Source organism: Streptomyces sp. NPDC096311 (assembly GCF_044763085.1).
Taxonomy (GTDB): Bacteria; Actinomycetota; Actinomycetes; order Streptomycetales; family Streptomycetaceae; genus Streptomyces.
Genome location: NZ_JBIWFN010000023.1, coordinates 1 through 16,055 on the forward strand (window position 1 = coordinate 1; position 16,055 = coordinate 16,055).

General features: G+C 68.7%; 18 protein-coding genes. 3 read left to right on the forward strand and 15 right to left on the reverse strand.

Annotated features, from left to right (window positions below; translation table 11 throughout):
* Window positions 1-22: 22 nt before the first annotated feature.
* Window positions 23-358: a winged helix-turn-helix transcriptional regulator gene (locus ACIRA5_RS42200; RefSeq protein ID WP_403700444.1), complete on the reverse strand. Its 336-nt coding sequence runs from the start codon at window positions 356-358 to the stop codon at window positions 23-25.
* A 230-nt stretch (window positions 359-588) separates the two neighbouring features.
* Between ACIRA5_RS42200 and ACIRA5_RS42205 the strand changes: the two genes are divergently transcribed.
* The 3 genes from ACIRA5_RS42205 to ACIRA5_RS42215 all read left to right on the forward strand — a co-directional run bounded on the left by ACIRA5_RS42205 (window position 589) and on the right by ACIRA5_RS42215 (window position 2,679).
* Window positions 589-1,662 carry an alkene reductase gene (locus ACIRA5_RS42205; protein ID WP_403700447.1) on the forward strand — a complete coding sequence of 358 codons (1,074 nt, stop codon included), beginning with the start codon at window positions 589-591 and terminating at the stop codon, window positions 1,660-1,662.
* 116 nt (window positions 1,663-1,778) lie between these two features.
* Entirely contained in the window at window positions 1,779-2,291 is a 513-nt protein-coding gene (locus ACIRA5_RS42210) for a MarR family winged helix-turn-helix transcriptional regulator (RefSeq protein ID WP_403700450.1), read from the forward strand.
* Between the two features lie 28 nt (window positions 2,292-2,319).
* Entirely contained in the window at window positions 2,320-2,679 is a 360-nt protein-coding gene (locus ACIRA5_RS42215) for a tetratricopeptide repeat protein (protein WP_403700453.1), read from the forward strand.
* An 8-nt stretch (window positions 2,680-2,687) separates the two neighbouring features.
* Here the strand turns inward: ACIRA5_RS42215 and ACIRA5_RS42220 are convergent, their stop codons facing one another.
* From ACIRA5_RS42220 to ACIRA5_RS42285, 14 genes are all read right to left on the reverse strand, one after another.
* Window positions 2,688-3,716 carry a PucR family transcriptional regulator gene (locus tag ACIRA5_RS42220; protein WP_403700455.1) on the reverse strand — a complete coding sequence of 343 codons (1,029 nt, stop codon included), beginning with the start codon at window positions 3,714-3,716 and terminating at the stop codon, window positions 2,688-2,690.
* Between the two features lie 374 nt (window positions 3,717-4,090).
* Window positions 4,091-4,798 (reverse strand): low temperature requirement protein A, encoded by a 708-nt coding sequence (locus ACIRA5_RS42225; RefSeq protein WP_403700457.1) that lies wholly within the window; start codon window positions 4,796-4,798, stop codon window positions 4,091-4,093.
* A gap of 39 nt (window positions 4,799-4,837) precedes the next feature.
* The gene (locus ACIRA5_RS42230) at window positions 4,838-5,317 is read right to left on the reverse strand and encodes a low temperature requirement protein A (RefSeq protein ID WP_403700460.1); all 480 of its coding nucleotides are present in this window, start codon (window positions 5,315-5,317) and stop codon (window positions 4,838-4,840) included.
* An 8-nt stretch (window positions 5,318-5,325) separates the two neighbouring features.
* The gene (locus ACIRA5_RS42235; RefSeq protein WP_403700463.1) at window positions 5,326-6,210 is read right to left on the reverse strand and encodes an alpha/beta fold hydrolase; all 885 of its coding nucleotides are present in this window, start codon (window positions 6,208-6,210) and stop codon (window positions 5,326-5,328) included.
* Between the two features lie 105 nt (window positions 6,211-6,315).
* Entirely contained in the window at window positions 6,316-7,311 is a 996-nt protein-coding gene (locus tag ACIRA5_RS42240; protein WP_403700465.1) for an SMP-30/gluconolactonase/LRE family protein, read from the reverse strand.
* A gap of 138 nt (window positions 7,312-7,449) precedes the next feature.
* Window positions 7,450-8,061, reverse strand: coding sequence for a TetR/AcrR family transcriptional regulator (locus ACIRA5_RS42245; protein WP_403700468.1), 612 nt, complete (start codon window positions 8,059-8,061; stop codon window positions 7,450-7,452).
* A 132-nt stretch (window positions 8,062-8,193) separates the two neighbouring features.
* Window positions 8,194-9,297, reverse strand: coding sequence for an antibiotic biosynthesis monooxygenase (locus tag ACIRA5_RS42250; RefSeq protein WP_403700471.1), 1,104 nt, complete (start codon window positions 9,295-9,297; stop codon window positions 8,194-8,196).
* The gene (locus ACIRA5_RS42255) at window positions 9,291-10,361 is read right to left on the reverse strand and encodes a flavin-containing monooxygenase (RefSeq protein ID WP_403700474.1); all 1,071 of its coding nucleotides are present in this window, start codon (window positions 10,359-10,361) and stop codon (window positions 9,291-9,293) included. The genes ACIRA5_RS42250 and ACIRA5_RS42255 overlap by 7 nt, the downstream gene beginning before the upstream one ends.
* Window positions 10,358-10,915, reverse strand: coding sequence for an ester cyclase (locus ACIRA5_RS42260; protein ID WP_403700476.1), 558 nt, complete (start codon window positions 10,913-10,915; stop codon window positions 10,358-10,360). Before ACIRA5_RS42260 ends, ACIRA5_RS42255 begins: the two co-directional genes overlap by 4 nt.
* Window positions 10,912-11,835: an oxygenase MpaB family protein gene (locus tag ACIRA5_RS42265; RefSeq protein WP_403700478.1), complete on the reverse strand. Its 924-nt coding sequence runs from the start codon at window positions 11,833-11,835 to the stop codon at window positions 10,912-10,914. The genes ACIRA5_RS42260 and ACIRA5_RS42265 overlap by 4 nt, the downstream gene beginning before the upstream one ends.
* A 17-nt stretch (window positions 11,836-11,852) precedes the next feature.
* Window positions 11,853-12,281 (reverse strand): PPOX class F420-dependent oxidoreductase, encoded by a 429-nt coding sequence (locus tag ACIRA5_RS42270; protein ID WP_403700480.1) that lies wholly within the window; start codon window positions 12,279-12,281, stop codon window positions 11,853-11,855.
* 2 nt (window positions 12,282-12,283) lie between these two features.
* A complete protein-coding gene (locus ACIRA5_RS42275) occupies window positions 12,284-13,357 on the reverse strand; it encodes an FAD-dependent oxidoreductase (RefSeq protein WP_403700483.1) in 1,074 nt (357 codons plus the stop codon).
* A gap of 73 nt (window positions 13,358-13,430) precedes the next feature.
* On the reverse strand, window positions 13,431-14,282 hold the full coding sequence (locus ACIRA5_RS42280; RefSeq protein ID WP_403700486.1) for a pirin family protein: 852 nt from the start codon (window positions 14,280-14,282) through the stop codon (window positions 13,431-13,433).
* Window positions 14,283-14,387: 105 nt separating this feature from the next.
* Window positions 14,388-15,917: an MFS transporter gene (locus tag ACIRA5_RS42285; RefSeq protein WP_403700489.1), complete on the reverse strand. Its 1,530-nt coding sequence runs from the start codon at window positions 15,915-15,917 to the stop codon at window positions 14,388-14,390.
* Window positions 15,918-16,055: the final 138 nt, after the last annotated feature.

Here is a 16,055-nt window from a genome sequence, read left to right on the forward strand (position 1 = left end):
GGGAAGTCGTACCGATCACGCTTCATTGGCCGACAAATGTACACCGCTCGGATGGCGGTCCTTCCACCTTGAGACCAACGGGCCCGTACAGGCGGCGAGGGCCGCCTCGACCTCGGTGATATGCCGCCCGGACCACTCCCCGAACGCGGCGAACACGGGACCCGGCGACACGGCCAGGCCCGGGTCTCGCACTCGACCCACGACGGCACCTCCCGTATGACGTACGGGTCATGAACCCGTGGCGTTCGAGCTGACGGAGGCGCTGGGCCAGCAATTTCGCGCCCACCTGGGGCAGCCGGCGCCGCAGGTCGGTGAACCGGAGGCGACCGTCGCGCAGGAGGCACCACAGCTCGGGCACTTAATCAAACCCTCTGCAGCGCAACCCGCCGTAACGGCCCAACAGCCAGTACATTCCGGGCTCACATGCCCGACGTGACCGGGGTCACATGTGCAAGGGAATGGATCCATGGGGTTTACTTGTTCGGACAGTTAACCGCTCGGCACGGCGCAGTGCACCAAACCAGCGCCCTGCCGGAAAGGGGCCGCCCCCATGCGGCCCGTCTCTTTCGTTCAGCAAGGATGATGATCATGTCGACGGCCTTCCAGTCCTACGACCTCGGCGGCACCCGCCTGTCCAACCGCATAGTGATGGCCCCGATGACGCGCAGCCGTGCGTACGGTCCCGGGGAGTCGGCGACCGACCTGATGGCGGAGTACTACGCGCAGCGGGCGAGCGCGGGCCTGATCGTCACGGAGGGAACCCAGCCGTCGCCGATCGGCCAGGGCTACCCCGACACCCCCGGCATCCACTCCGCCGAGCAGGTCGCGGCGTGGAAGAAGGTGACCGACGCGGTCCACGCCAAGAGCGGTGTCATTTTCCTGCAGATCATGCACACCGGCCGGGTCGGGCACTCCAGCTGGACCGGCGTGCAGCCGGTCGGCCCCTCCGCCGTCCAGGCCAAGGGCCAGATCTACACGCACGACGGCCTCAAGGACTTCGAGGTTCCCCAGGAGCTGACCGACGCCGAGGTCGAGGCAACGATCGCCGACTACGTGTCCGCGTCGCGCAACGCGATCGAGGCCGGCTTCGACGGCGTGGAACTGCACGGTGCCAACGGCTACCTCATCCACCAGTTCCTCGCCCCCAACTCCAACACCCGCACCGACCGCTGGGGCGGTTCACCCGAGGCCCGCGCCCGGTTCGCCGTCGAGACCGCCAAGGCCGTCGCCGACGCGATCGGCGCGGACAGGACCGGCTTCCGCATGTCGCCGGGCAACCCGTTCAACGACATCGACGAGAGCGACCGTGCCGACGTCGAGGCGACCTACACCGCCCTGGTGGACGGACTGGCCCCGCTGAACCTGGCCTATCTGCACCAGATGGAAGCTCCCGGCTACCGCGACTTCACCACGCAGGCGCGCAAGGCCTGGCCGACCACGTTCATCCTGAACCCCTTCACCGGCCAGGAGCCCACCGGTCACAAGGAGCTGGACCTGATCGAGGACGGCACCGCCGACCTCCTCGCCTACGGCGGCCTCTTCCTCGCCAACCCCGACCTGCCCAAGCGCCTCGCCGTCGGCGGCCCCTTCAACACCCCCGACCGCGCCACCTCCTTCGGCGGCGATCACACCGGCTACACCGACTACCCCACCCTCGACTGACACCCGGCCGGTCATCACGACTGGCACACCGCGGCGCCCATCGGCCTACGGCCCGGGGGCGCCGCGGCGCTTTCCGGACGGAACTCCGAAAGCGCCGGCTTGGAGGTCCGCAACGCATGAAGACACCCTCAGGGAGCGACGCCGGGGACGTCCCGTCGGCCGCGCACCACGGGCCGGTCAGCCATGCGATCTTCCGGATGGGCCGGCTGTATCGCGTGCTCGCCGGCCAGCTGATGCGGGAGGTGGGGCTGCACCCGAGCCAGGAGCCGGTGATGCGGACGCTGTGGGAGCGCGGCAGCCTGCGTCTGGTGGACCTCGGCGAGCTCACCGGCTCGGACGCGGCGACGACGACCCGGACGGTACAGCGACTGGAGCGGGCCGGGTTGGTGCGACGGGTTCCCTCCGACACCGACAAGCGGTCCGTCATCGTCGAGCCGACGGCTGCCAGCCTGGCGCTGCGCGGGAAGGTCGAGTGCATCCGCAGCGATCTGGAGCACCGGCTCACCGACGGCCTCGGCGAGGCGGCACAGGCCGAGATGCTCGTCGTACTGGAACGACTCGAACGCAACCTGACCCAACACGTGGGCAACGCCACCTGTCCGGCCTGCGCCGACGAACCCTGTGACTGACCGGCCCCGAGCACGCATGGGACACGACATGAATTCGAACCCGAACCCGAACCACGACATCCTCGACGCTCCGGACGCTCTGTGGACTCGCGCCAAGTTCCTGTTCTCCTCGAAGGACTACACGGGCGCAGCGCGGATCCTCGACCGACTCGTCCAGGACTTCCCCACGGACAACGCGGCCCGGCTGCTACTCGCCCGTGCCTACTACCACTCGGCGCAGCTCAAGCGTGCCGAGGCCACGCTTCGCACGCTCATCGAGCGCGACCCGGCCGACGCCTACGCGCACCTGTTGCTGGGCCGCACTCTGGAACGGCAGGGCCGTGCGGGCGAGGCTGCCCCCTACCTGCGGATCGCCGCCGCCTGGGACGGCATCGAGCCCGCCCCGTAACAGCCTGTTCAGGGTCGGGCGCCCTGCCATTCCAGGGCGATGATCACGGCGGCGGCGTCGTAGGGCCGCTGCACGTCGAGGCCGGTGTACTTCTCGAACGCGTTGAGCCGGTTCAGCACGGTGTTGCGGTGGACGTTCAGCACCCGAGCCGTGTCGGCGAGGCTTCCCGTGTCCAGGTATGTACTGACGGTTTCGAGGATCTTCCGGCGTTCCAGCTCCGTGCACTTCTCCAGGTACGGGAAGACGATCTGCCCGAGGTCGCAGCCGACTCCGGCCAGGAGATGCCGGGTGACCGAGCGCCAGCGGTCGGACAGCGTGGCGACGCCCGAGCTGTCCATCGGCAGGTCGATCATGATCTCTCTGGCGGCCTTGGCCGCATCGCGGACGCGCGCCAGTCCTCTGGCCACCGGCGCGACCGCGACCGCCATACCGGCGAAGAGGTCCTTCACTCCTTGAGGGAGCCTGCCCAGGGCGGGATCCGCCGTGGCCCACAGGAACAGGGTGTGATGGCCCATGTCGTAGTCGAAGAAGGGGCCGCCGGGCCGTGCGGCGCCGCGGATCCGCCGTCGTACGACCACTCCGTCGTCCCGGGAGACGGCGGCCACGCAGAAGTTGTCCGACGTGGAGACGCGAAGCGCCCCGGCGATGCGTTCGAGGGCGGCCTCGGTCGGTCTCCGGGTGCCGAACAGCTGGGAGAGGTACTGCCGTTGAAGGTCGGCGTCGGCCTGCTCGATGGCCAGCTGCTCGGCGAGGTAGTGCTCCTGCACGCGCGCCGCGAACTCGTCCACCGTGGTCCACACCCGTCTGGCGCCCCGCACCAGCAGTGCCGGGTCCACCCCGGGGGCCGGGTCCGCCAGGTGGTCCCACAGCACGGTGAAGTCGAGGCGGACGGCGCGCAGCCGGCTGTCCAGCGGAACGGCCTGCCGGGCGCGCCGGGTACCGAGTGACTCGGCGATGGCCGTCAGGACGCTCGTGGTGCCGTCCGAGCGCAGACTGTCCAGTATCGCCGTGAACGACTCGACGCTCGCCCGCCGCAAATCCTCCGCCGTGAGTTCGGAATCGGCGTAAGAAGGCCCCCGTCCTCTGGGGGCGCACAGCCGCTGTCCTGTCGCGGCACGGACTGGCAGGGGACGCGGCGCAGTTGGCCCGGCGCCTGGAGCCCTTCCTGGACGTGCCGGTCCGCAGGCTGCCCGCGCTGCTGAACAAGGCCGCCCCCGGATACCGGGAGATCACCGTGCGCCCGCTGCCGGACCGCTGCTGAGCGGTACGGCAGGCTGAGATGTGTCGGCCTGCTGCCGGCTGCGCGCACCCGGAACATGGCCCGTAAGGCCATCACCCTCTCGTCGCGCCACTCACCGGATTGCGACCACGACACCTGGCATCCGGCATCCAAGTTCAGGCCCTGGATGTCTCAAGCGTCCGTGAGGCTCCCGTTCGCCTGCCGAGTGTGCCATCCCTGAGGCCACGCCACGGACGGAATGAGCAACCATACGGCCCAGACCGACGGCAGCTCGTTCCCGAACACGCCGATGAAGAGGGGCAGCACGAGGGCAGGAACGGTGGAGCGGAGGGCGCTGGTCCAGTTGGTCGCGTGCGCGGCCATGGAGACGCCGGCGCCGATGAGCACGTACACGGCGAAGCCGGCGCACAGCAGCCAACGGACGCTCGGCGGCAGTTCGTCATGACGGTGCTCGACCGCGGCGCCCAGTCCCGCCGCGACGCCGGCCAAGGCACCAGTGGTGAGGAGGTGCAGCGCGGTCTGCGTGCGAAGGGCACGCGGCACCAGACCGGGTACGCCGCCGTAGCCGTACTGAAGGGAGAGCGACCACATCAGGACGAGCAGCAGAAAGGAGCCGAGGGCCAGTCCGTACAGCTCCCGGTCCCACTCGGTCCCGGCCGAGGCCGCGACCAGCTGGGCGACGCCCTCGCCGAGCACGATGAGGACGAACAGGCCCAGGCGTTCGCCCAGATGCGCGGGGTCGGAGTAGGCCGCGGTGAGCCGCAGCGGCCTGCCGGAACGGCGCCGATCCCGTTCTCCGGCGCCGCTACGGCCCCGCGCTCTCCCCTGCTTTTCGGCAGCCCGCTGCTGTACCCGCTCCAGAAAGCGCCGGCCGTTCATGCCGAAGGTGGCCCACAGGTCCAGGGCGATGCCGGCCGCCTAGAGCCAGAACCGGGCGGGCGCGTCGGCCCAGATGGAGATGGTCCAGGGGACGACGCCCAGGGTGAACTGGGCCGTCGGCCAGTCCAGCAGCACCTGGCCGCGCGCCTGCCAGACACGACTGCCCAGGATCCGCATCAGGACGTACACCACGGCGAAGGCCTGCATGTGCCGGCCTTCGCGCACGCCCTGCACCGCAGCGGCCATCACCGCCATGCCGAACATACCGGCCAGCAGGATGCGGGTGCGGGTGCCGTCGGCGGCGACGTTGCCGTACAGGGTGAAGCACGTCCACGTCATCCAGAACGCGCAGAAAAGCACCGCGTAGTACGCGAAGTCCCCTGCTCGCGGCTCGCCGTGCAGCAGATGCGCGAGCTGGGAGACACCTGCGACAGCGATCAGGTCGAAGAACAGCTCCAGCCAGGTGGCATGGCGCTCTTTCTCGTCCGCTTCCGCCGACTCCACGCCCACATCGCCCATGCTGAACGTCAATTTCCGAAGAAGCTGGTGAGGTGCTGGACGACGGCTTCGGGCTGCTCCTCGGCGAGAAAGTGCCCGGACCCGTCAACCTTGACGACCTGGGCGTCCAGCGCCGTACGGGACAACATGGCCCGCGCGGGCTCGTAGGTCTGTGCGCTGGTCAGAGCCAGGATCGGCGGGGTCAGCGAGCCATAGCCCTTCTCGTCCTCGATGTCCTGGGGGAACGCCTGGTACCAGCCGTTTCCGGCCCTGATCGCCTCCGGCGTGGAGTACGCCTGCGCGTAGACGGCGCGATCGAAGTCGCTGATGGCCGCCGGGTCGGCCGTCAGGAGGTCCAGCATCGCGTCGACCAGGTAGCGCGAACGCCCTTCGAGCAACTGTTCGGGCAGTCCGCGGACTTGGTTGAACGCGAACCACCACGGGACGAACTGCCCGGGCCGGGGCAGCACGCTGAACTGGAACCAGCTCTCCGTCGGATGCAGCACGTCGAGCAGCGCGATGCGGCGTGCGGCTTCGGGGTGGTTGGCGGCGAAGCTGTAGGCGACGATGGCGCCGATGTCGTGGCCGGCGATATCCACCTGCTCGTGTCCGAGATGGCGTGCCAGGGCGAGGATGTCGGTGGCCATCGTCTTCTTGTCGTAGCCGGATTCGGGCTTGCCGGAGGAGCCCATCCCGCGCAGGTCGACGGCGATCACCTGGTGCTGCTGGGCGAGCGCCGGCATGATCTTGTGGAACTGCCACCAGGTCTGCGGCCATCCGCCGAGCAGGAGAAGCGGGTCCCCCTGGCCGCCGATGACGTAATGCAGGTCGATGCCGTTCACCTCGGCGTGCCGGCTCTCGAAGTGGCCGTCCAGCGACTTCGCAAGTTCGGCATCGGTCGGTACGGATGTCATGGTGCACTCCTTTTGGGAAGGGTCGTTCTGCGATGTGGGCAGCGGAAAGTCCCGGCCGCCGCACTGGCTGAAAGCGACGGCGTGCGGCGGCCGGGGTGACTGCGGTCAGGAAGCCGCGTCACCGAACAGGGCGCGGAAGTCGATCTTCCCCTCCTGCAGCTTCGGGTCGTGCGGCGCCTCGTCCATGCCGCTGTCCGTGATGTACAGGCGGTTGCCGCGCACCGCGGTGGCGGTGGGTGCGGCGATACCGTCCGCCTTGGTCAGAACGATCCTTTTGGCGCCGTCCGGATAGACGACGGCAATCTGGTTCGAGGCGTGCAGCGCGGCGAACACCACGTCAGAACGCCTGTTCAGGAAGTTGAAGTCGTCGATCCCCACGACACCGGTGGTCACGACATGGATCCGTCCGGCGGTGCCGTCGGCGTTCACCGGAACGCGCAGCAGCGTGCCCTTGCTGAGGTTGGAGACCCACAGCGCGCCGTTGTGGAAACGGAGCCCGTTCGCGCCGAGCGGCCGGGCCGAGGAGGTGTCGGGCGCCAGGGCGGCGCCGGTCAGCCACGCGGTCGCCGGTCCGCCGGAGGCCGGAGCGGACCACACGGTGCCCTTGTAGCTGTCCGCCACGTAAAGGGTGTGCCCGGACGGGTCGATGGCCAGGCCGTTGGGGAAGGTGCCCACGGGCAGGGCCGCGACGCGCTCGGGAATGCCGCCGGGTGCGAGCTTCCACACACCGGAACGGGAGGCGTCGCTGGACAGGACGTTGTAGTACACGGTGCCGTCGTGGTCGCGCGTGTTCCCGGTGATCGCGTCACCCGCGTGCCCCGTGACGAGCACCGTGCGCTGCCCGGGCTCGGAGATCCGCACCAGTTCCGGCGCCTTGCCCGCCGAGATGCCCAGCATCGACAGGGTCAGCGAGCCGTCCGGGTTGACGGTGATGTTCTCGGGCGAATCACCGGCGGCGAAGTCGAACGCGGCCGCGGTCTTCACCTGGGTGACGACCTGGTTGTGATGGTCGGCCGGGGTCTCCGCGGACGCGCGTGGCGCCGTGGTGAGGACGCCTGCAGTGGCGGCGATCGCCGCGGCGACAGTGAGCCGCTTCATCATGGGAGGTTTTCTGGTATTCATCGCGCTCTCTTCGGGAATTGCTCGCCCTGCCCCGGTGCCGTACGTGCGCGGGCATGCTCGCGCGGCAGGGAGACGAAAGCTGACGCACCTCGATACGGGGTGCGGAATACGGCTGCTTCAGCGCTGAAGCAGTGCCGGCAGGACGCAGGCGTCCATGTAGCGGGAGAGGTAGTCGGTGTCGGCCTCGACGCCGTCGAACGTGGGCCGGGCGAGCGCCGCCCCGGTGATCAGCGGCCCCACGAAGGCCAGTGCGGGGTTGCCCGGTGCGATCTCACCGCGTTCCAGCGCCCGCTCGATCACGCGGTGCAGCATCTCCGTCTCGGGCTTGATCTTGGATTCCCGTACGGCGTCGGCCAGTTCCGCGTTGTTCCGCATGGCCCGGCTCAACGCCCGGACCGGCGCCGTGTCCTTCCTGCCCGTGGCGTCGCCGACGATCCGCGCGATCTCCCGCAGGTCGCCGCGCAGCGAACCGGTGTCCACCGACGCCAGGTCGTAGTGCTTGTAATGCCGTACGGCAGCGGCCACCAGGCGCGACTTGCTCTTCCACTGACGGTAGAAGGTGGCCTTGCTCGCCCGCGCCCGGGCGGCGACGTCGTCCATGGTGAGCGTGTCGTAGTCGACCTCGTTCAACAGCTCGACGACGGCCTCGTAGATCTCCTTCTCCCGCTCCGGCGTGAGCCGGGTGCGTCTTGTTTCGTCCGGCCCCTCGGCCGCCTCAGGTCCAGCCATGGCATCGACCCTAAGGGACTCAGGCGCGAAACTCAAGAGTTTCCTTGGTCGGCCCATGAACCATTTCAGTGCTATCTATCTGCGGTCTCCTGCATTGCTAGCCCTACTTTCCGAGCCGACCATGTATTTGTCTCAACGATGATGTACCGATTCCACGGTGTAGATGTTCGGCTCGAAGCTCTCGGCGAACTTCTGTGCCTCACCCAGCTGCCGCTGGGCCGCGGGATCGGCCAGCACGGCGCGCAGGTGGGCCTCGGTTTCCCACTGGGCGTAGTTGGCGACCCGGGTGCCGTCGGTGCTGGCGTGTACGGCGGTGGAGATGAAGCCCTCGCGGTGTCGCATGACCTCGTCGGTGGTCTTCACCAGCAGGTCGACCAGGGCCCGCTGGTTCTCCGGCTTCACCGTGAACACGTTGATGAGCGTGGTCACCTGGGTGTGTGCGGTGATGGTGGCTGTGGCGTCCATGTACGGTCCTTCGTCTGCGTTCGCTGTGGTCACTCCGCTGCGCCGGTCGGGCGCCCGATGACGAGGTCGCGGTCGAACCCGCCCCCCCTGGAGCCACTCCCGGCACGCCTGCGCGTAGGCGATGGGTCCTCCTGGGTAGCCGGAGTGGATCAGCTCCGTCTGCCTGTTGGGCGCGCAGCTGAGGTCCGGCCGGGGAAGGGCGGCGGCCTTGTCCTTGATCTGCTGCGCCCAGCGGCCCTCCGCCTCGGGGCGGACGTCGACGCTGGCGAGGTTCTGGTCGAGGCAGCGCCTGATGATGGTCGAGACGTGGCTCGTCTGGTCGTACAGCTGGTGTGTGAAGTTGATCGCATGGGTGGCCTGCGGGATGCCGCCGACCACGAACAGGTTGGGGAAGCCCGCGGTCAGAATGCCGTGCAGGGACCGGACGCCGTCCGCCCACTTGTCGGACAGCAGCTCGCCGTCGCGTCCGGCCACGGGAAAGCGGCAGGCGTCGATCGCGAAGCCGGTGCCGAAGACGACGCAGTCGGCCGCGTACTCGACGCCGTCGACCACGATCCCCTTCGCGGTGAGCCGCTCGATACCCCGGCCCTCGGTGTCCAGCAGGGTGACGTTGGGCCGGTTGTAGGCCTGAAGGTAGGTGTCGCTGAACTGGGGGCGGTTGCAGCCGAGGTTGTAGTACGGCAGGAGTTTCTCGGCCGTGTTCGGGTCGTTGACGACCGAGGCCATGCCGGCCCGGATCTTCTCCATGGCCGCGTAGTTGCCGATCAGCATCCGCGTGGCAGGGTCGGCGCCCTCCACAGCAAGGCGGCGAGCTGCGGGGACACGTTGCGCGACATCTTGGACATGCCGGTGAGCGAGTCGTTGAGGATGTCCCTCGCGGGCGGCTTGCTTCCTGGAGGGGTCTGCACGATCGTGGTGAGGTTCTCCACCCGCTCCTTCTGCCAGCCCGGGGGCTGGTTGCGGTACCACTCGGGATCCGTGGCCTCGTTGTTGCGCGGTATAACGACCACCGGGGTGCGCTGGACGACGACCACCTGTTCCGCGTACTTGGCCGCCTCGGGGATGAACTGGATCGCGGACGCGGCGGTGCCCACGACCGCCACTCGCTTGCCCGCGAGCTTGGTCAGGCCGCCGCGCTCGTTGCCGCCGGTGTAGTCGTAGTCCCAGCGGCTGGAGTGGAAGACACGGCCCTCGAACTCGTCGAGGCCGGGCACGTCGGGGATGCTCGGGTTGTCGAGCGTTCCGCTGCCCAGACACACGAACCGGGCGCGGATCTCGTCTCCTCGGTCCGTCGTGACGATCCAGCGGTCGACGTGGTCGTCCCAGCGCATGCCGGTCACCTGCGTCTGCATCAGCGCTGGCTCGTCCAGGCCGAACTTCTCGGCGAGCGCCTGGGCGTGCGCACGGATCTCGTCACCCTGGACGTACTTCTCGCTGGGCATCGTGCCGACCTCTTCGAGCATCGGCATGTAGGAGTAGGCGTCGACGTCGCAGCGGATGCCGGGGTAGCGGTTCCAGTACCAGACGCCGCCGAAGCCGCCGGCCTTCTCGATCACGCGTACGCGCGGCACGCCGGCCCTGCGCAGATTCACGCCCGTGACGAGTCCGGTGTGTCCGCCGCCGACCACGACGACGTCGACCTCGTCGTGCAGCGGCTCCCGCTCGAATCCCGGTTCGACGAAGGGGTCCTCGACGGACGGCACCTTGCTCTCCGCGACCGGCCGGGCCGCCGTCGGCTTCGCCGACCGTCGCTTCTCGCTCTCCTCCTGGTACTTGCGGCGGATCGCCTCCGGATCGAACGCGGGGCCGCCAAGAGCGGCGGAGTTGCTGCTCACTGCTGGTCTCCTTTCTGCGTGAGTGTCACGACACGGGCACTGGCGTCTTGTCGGTTCTCGGATCTCGCCAGCACCCCGAGCTGCTGCAGGAAGCCGAGTTCGTCGCCCACCGCCCAGACCTCGCTGACCTTGCCGTCGGTGACCTTCTGGAACAGGACCTCGTCGAACTCGACCTTGCGGTGTGTCGGGGCGAGCCCGAGGAACTCGCCCTCGTGGGTGCCGGAGAAGGTGACATGTGTGATCACCAGGTCGTCGGCGACCACCTGCGGTCCGACGACGTTGTTGCGTAGATCGGGGAACGCTTTCAGCAGAACGGCGTAGACAGCCTTGAAACCCTCGACAGGGTCCGCCGGGGGTGCGCTGTGCCCGCCGAGGCCGTCCTGCGAAGCAGTCGCGCGGCTGCCGAAGTACTGCACCGATCCCTGCATGCCCATGCGCTTGATCTGCAGGTTCGGGTGGAGTACCTCGTGGGCGAGGTCAGGGCGGTGGGCGTTGATGACGTCTTCGATCAGCCGGTTGACGACGGCCTTCGGATCGTTCGACACGTTGGTCACGTTTGGTCCTCTCGAGAAAGGCGACTGCCGGAATCCCTGCTGCGTGCCCCTGGCGCCACTGCGGCCAGACGGGCCCGCGCGGCCGCGTGGATCTCGGACGGGCCGCGCGCCCATTCGAGGCCGCGGCCGATCACGGTGGCCACCGGCCTGTCCCAGTCGGCGCGCACCAGGACCGGACGGCAGATGCCGAGTTCTGCCCGTGCCCAGCCTGGGAGCAGGCCCACCGCAGCGTTCATCAGCAGGCGCGCGACTAGCCGCTCCCGGCCGGTGCGGCCGAAGCCGCGAAGGAATCGCAAGGCCTCCAACGCGGCCGAGGTGACCTGTAGTTGAGGGCGCATGCGGGCCAGATAGCGGTTGATCTCGTGTGTGCTGTGCGGCACGTCGACCGCGCCCAGCGCCTCGGCGACGGGGGCGGCCTGCGCGTAATAGGTGTCGCATTCGGCCGGGGTGAGCCGGGAGCGGCGCTGCGCGTAGGCCTGATAGCCCGTCAGGAAGCTGTACACCTCAGCGGTGTGCACCCAGGTCAGCAGCTCGGGGTCGTCCGCACGGTACGGCCGGCCGTCCGGTGCGGTCCCGTGCACATGGGTGTGGATCCGCCGTACCAGGTCGATCACCTCCCACGCCGCCTGCTGCGAGCCGAAGGTGGTCGTGGTGATGAACCGCGCGGTGCGGACGAGGCGGCCGACGGGGTCGGTACGGAAGTCGGAGTGCTGGTCGACCCCGGCCATCGCCAGTGGGTGCAGGGACTGCAGCATGAGCGCCGCGAACCCGCCGGTGAGCATCCCCGTCGGGTGGCCGTGCACGCGCCACCCGGGGCTATCCGGGGCGATCCCGAGCAGGCCGGGATCACCGGGCGGTCCCGCGTAACGCTCCAGTTTCAGCTCTCCGCCGTGCACGGTGGCCTTGAGTTCCTCCGCCATTCGGCTCCGCAGTCCCACTACGCACCGTCCCCGGTGTCGCTCTCGTGGACGGTCCGTCGGACACTGACCGTTCGGTCATGGGTGAACGGCTCGCCCGCCAGGTTGTAACTCCACGAGATGGTGGGTGTGATCCGCATGTACGGCGCCATGCCGAAGCGGCCTCGGCGCTCGACGAGTTCGGCGGTGCCGTAGACGCGCAGATAGCGCGGTGTCCACGGATCCGTGCTGACCAGGTCGTCGATGACCAGGGCCACCTTGGTCTTCCCTGCCTCGACGTTGCGCCACTTACGCGTCTTCGCGGGGTCCACGCCGCCCACGTACAGGTATGTTCCGTCGTACTCGAACCCGACCGGTACGACGTCCGGCTGGTCGTCGGCCGAGACCGTGGCGAGGCGGGCCAGCCGTTGTGAGCGCAAATAGCTGATCTCTTCGTGGGTGAAGGTCATGGTCATGCACCACCGACGCCGAACAACTGCCCAAGGCGGCCCGTCAGCAGGTCTTGCCCCTTGAACTGCGAGGTGACGTCAGGCCCTGCGATGCCCCTCCCCGGAAACTGGGCCGCTCCCCCGGTCGGGCCGAGCGGGAGGATGATGGCGGCCGGACCCGGCTGGTACGCGGCGAGTTCCCTCCTGCCCTCGATCAGTGCCTTGATGTTGCCAGCGACGACCTCGACGTGGCGGTTCGCGGCGCTGGCCTGCTTGGGCTCGGCGACGTCGGTGATGTCACCGAGGGCGAAGACCGCGTCCTGCCCCTTGACCTGGAGAGTCTCGGTCACCGCCACCTGGCCGTTCGGCAGGCGTACGTCCACCAGGGCGCCGGCGAGGTAGCCGGTCTGAGGGGTGACGCCGAAGCACCGGAACCAGATGTCTGCGGTGATGCCGACGTCCGAGGTGGTGCTGACGTGGAAGGTGCCACGCTCGCCCGGCTCGGTGGGCGGATCCTCCTTCAGCGCGGAGCCGAGGACGAGCTGGATGTCCAGTTCCCCGAGCTGACGACGGACCTCTTCGCGCAGCTCCGGCTGGTACTCGCTGAGGATGTCAGCCACGGGGTCGACGATCACGACCTTCTTCTCCGGCCAGACATGCTTAATCTCCCCGGCGAACTCCAGCCCCACCGGTCCCGCACCGAGCAGGAGGATGTGCTCCGCCGCATGGAGGCCGGCCTGGGCCTCCAAGTACTTCTGCTGGGCCGCCGCGGTGTCGTCCACCTCGATCTTGGCCGGAAAGGGGTAACCAGAGCCGGTGGCCAGCACTATGTAGTCGGCGGTGAGTTCCTCGCCGGAGGCCAGCGCCACACGGCCCGGTTCCACCCGCACCGCGCGGTCCCGCACCACACGGCCGTGGGTGAGCAACGTGTCATACGGGAAGAAGATCCTGGGCAGGAAGTCGGGGTCCACCGCCGCGCGCAGGGCGCCCACGGCGTGCAAGAAGGCCTCCCTGGGCTCGACCAGGACGACGTCGGCGACGCCGTCCAGCGCCTTCGCCGCGGCGCTGCCGCCGAATACCACTACCTTGTTGGGCATCAGATTCTCCTCAACTGCTGTGCGAGTTGCGAGTGCTGGGCACAGGCCGATACCGGGGCCTGCCGGGGATGGGTCACGGTGCTGTCAGCAGGCCGTGCATGGCGCCCGACTGGTAGCGCTCCACGGCGTCGATGACGCGCGACTGGCTCGAAATGCAGAAACCGCCGTACATGTAGGCGGGAGTTCGCAGTGGCCGACCCGCTCCGAAGAGGAACTGCGCTCCTTGTTCGCCGGCCTCTATCTCCACGGGCCCTTCGCCCTGCTCGAACACCGCCAGGCCGACCGGGCCGAGTTCACCGCTGCTCGTGGGCGTGGCGATGCGTCCGTTGCCCCTGACCGTCATCGCGAAGCCGCGGTGGTCGGGGTCCACGGGGATCTCGACGCGCGCGCCGGGCTGCAGCAGCAGGTCGTACATGTGGGATTCGGCCGCCTCACGGACGGGCGAGCGCATTCCGAACGCTTCACCCGCCACGACCCGAATTGTCGCGCCCTCGGCGAGATCGCCCTTGGGCAGGTCATTCGGGGTGAAGTGCATGCCGTACGGGTCGGCCTCCTCGGCGGATTCCGGCAGCCGTACGAAGATCTGCACGCCGTGCCCGAGGCGGCCGGTCTCCTCGACCACCTCGTCGTGCACGATCCCGGATGCCGCGACCGTCCAGTGCAGGCCGCCGGGTTCGATCAGACCCTTGTCGCCGAGGCTGTCGCGGTTGTACAGCCGGGTGACGGAATCGTCGAACATGTAGGTGGCCGCGGAGAAACCGGCGTGCGGGTGCGGCGCGAAGGTCGGTCCGGTGATCTCGAACAGGTCCATGTTGAGGAAGGGATCAAGGTCAACCGCAAAGCGCGAGCCGCGCGCCGAGAACTGCGTCCTTATCTTGTGGGTGTCGATGTCCGTGACGGCCGACAGGACACGAGGCTTGTGCATGTCGTCCTCCCTGAGGTCGTTGGTTTCCGTGCGGCGCGGAACGTCACGGCGGTGGCTCGGAGGTGGTCGCTACTGCCGCAAGGGCTGGTCAGCGCGGGAGCGCGGTCAGCTCAAGTGGGCGGCGGGAGCCTGTTCCCCCTGCTCCTGCTTGCCCGCGTTGACGGCGAGCAGCGTGATCAGCAGAGCGCCTATGAAGAACACCCCGGCGACGGCGAACGCCGTGGTGTAGCCGTGGGTCAGGGCGTCGGCCGCCTCGGCCACCAGCCTGAAGTCCTTCATGGCCAGGGCGCGGTACATGGTTGCCGCCGCGTCCGGAAGCCGGTCGTTCGCCGCCGTCGTGGAGATCGTGGAGAGCACCGCCAGCCCCAGCGCACCGCCGATCTGCTGCGAGGTGTTCAGCAGGGCCGAGGCGATGCCGGAGTCCTGGTCGCGCACTCCGCTCACCGCGCCCAGGGTCAACGGAACGAAGGTCATGCCGAGGCCGATGGCCGTAACGAACATGGCGGGCATCAGGTGGGTCGTGTATGAGGAGTCCGGCTTGAGCGTGGAGAACCAGAACATGCCCACGGCCGCCACCGCCAGGCCGGGACCGGCGATCTTCCTGGGTGCCATACGGGACACGAGCCGCGAACTGATACCCGCTGCCGCGCCCATGCCGACGCTGAACGGCAGGTAGGCGAGACCGGCCCGGACCGGGCTGCAGTCGAGGGCTCGTTGCATGTAGAGCGACAGGAAGTAGAAGGTGGCGAACATGCCGGAGCCCACGAGCAGCATGCTCGCGTATGCCCCGGCGCGGTTGCGGTCCTTGAACAGGCGCAGGGGGAGCATGGGATGTGTGGTCCGCGTCTGAAGGATGATGAAAAGCAGCAGCAGGACGAGCGCCCCGGCGAATGAGCCGAGGGCGAGGCCGTCGGTCCAGCCGTCTTCGCCGCCGCGGGTGATGGCGTAGACCAGGGCGATCAGACCGCCGGTTCCGGTGATCGCTCCCGGCACGTCGAGGCGGCCGGTGTTTCGCTCGCCCTCGGCGAGTACTTTGGTGCCGACGAGCACGGCGGCGCCGATGGGGATGTTCACGAGGAACACCCAGCGCCAGTTCAGATAGTCGGTCAGCACGCCGCCCAGCAGCAGGCCCACCGTGGAGCCGAGTCCCGCCATGGCCGCGTAGACACCCATGGCCCGGTTGCGGTGCTTGCCCTCGGGGAAGTTGGTGGCGATCAGCGACAGCGCGGAGGGCGCGGCGATCGACGCGCCGATCCCCTGCAGGACGCGGGCGCCGATGAGCAGCCCCTCGTTCTGCGCCAGCCCGCCCAGCAGCGAAGCCAGGATGAACGTCGCTATGCCGACTCGGAACATCCGGCGGCGGCCGTAGAGGTCGCCGGCGCGACCTCCCAGGAGCAGCAGGCCGCCGAAGGCCAGCGCGTAGGCGTTGACGACCCAGGCCAGGTTGGAGGCCGAGACGTCGAGGTCGGTCTGGATGCTCGGCAGTGCGATGTTGGTGATGGTGGCGTCGAGGACGACCATCAGCTGGGCGGTCGCGATGACGAGGAGAGCCAGTCCGAGGTGGCGGCCGGGCGATGCCCCGCCTGACAGCGGGGATCGCTGGTTGGTGGCTGAGGCTGGGCTGTTGCTGGGCAAGGGGGCTCCAGGGTCAGGGCTGCGTGCCGTGCACCGTCGAGAAAAATATACAAGCGTTGAGAAAATGCTCCGAGGTAGGGTGCGCGGAGGATCCGCCGGTCGCTGAACACACGAAAACGCCCCGGTGGCGAGCCGCCT

Coding starts and splice junctions, on each gene's coding strand:
- ACIRA5_RS42250 (WP_403700471.1), bottom strand. CDS start 9,297: ATGCTGATCGGCAACTACGCGGCCATGGAGAAGATCCGGGCCGGCATG.
- ACIRA5_RS42265 (WP_403700478.1), bottom strand. CDS start 11,835: ATGGCGGAGGAACTCAAGGCCACCGTGCACGGCGGAGAGCTGAAACTG.
- ACIRA5_RS42270 (WP_403700480.1), bottom strand. CDS start 12,281: ATGACCTTCACCCACGAAGAGATCAGCTATTTGCGCTCACAACGGCTG.
- ACIRA5_RS42210 (WP_403700450.1), top strand. CDS start 1,779: ATGAAGACACCCTCAGGGAGCGACGCCGGGGACGTCCCGTCGGCCGCG.
- ACIRA5_RS42225 (WP_403700457.1), bottom strand. CDS start 4,798: ATGAACGGCCGGCGCTTTCTGGAGCGGGTACAGCAGCGGGCTGCCGAA.
- ACIRA5_RS42275 (WP_403700483.1), bottom strand. CDS start 13,357: ATGCCCAACAAGGTAGTGGTATTCGGCGGCAGCGCCGCGGCGAAGGCG.
- ACIRA5_RS42240 (WP_403700465.1), bottom strand. CDS start 7,311: ATGATGAAGCGGCTCACTGTCGCCGCGGCGATCGCCGCCACTGCAGGC.
- ACIRA5_RS42245 (WP_403700468.1), bottom strand. CDS start 8,061: ATGGCTGGACCTGAGGCGGCCGAGGGGCCGGACGAAACAAGACGCACC.
- ACIRA5_RS42280 (WP_403700486.1), bottom strand. CDS start 14,282: ATGCACAAGCCTCGTGTCCTGTCGGCCGTCACGGACATCGACACCCAC.
- ACIRA5_RS42235 (WP_403700463.1), bottom strand. CDS start 6,210: ATGACATCCGTACCGACCGATGCCGAACTTGCGAAGTCGCTGGACGGC.
- ACIRA5_RS42230 (WP_403700460.1), bottom strand. CDS start 5,317: ATGGGCGATGTGGGCGTGGAGTCGGCGGAAGCGGACGAGAAAGAGCGC.
- ACIRA5_RS42215 (WP_403700453.1), top strand. CDS start 2,320: ATGAATTCGAACCCGAACCCGAACCACGACATCCTCGACGCTCCGGAC.
- ACIRA5_RS42205 (WP_403700447.1), top strand. CDS start 589: ATGTCGACGGCCTTCCAGTCCTACGACCTCGGCGGCACCCGCCTGTCC.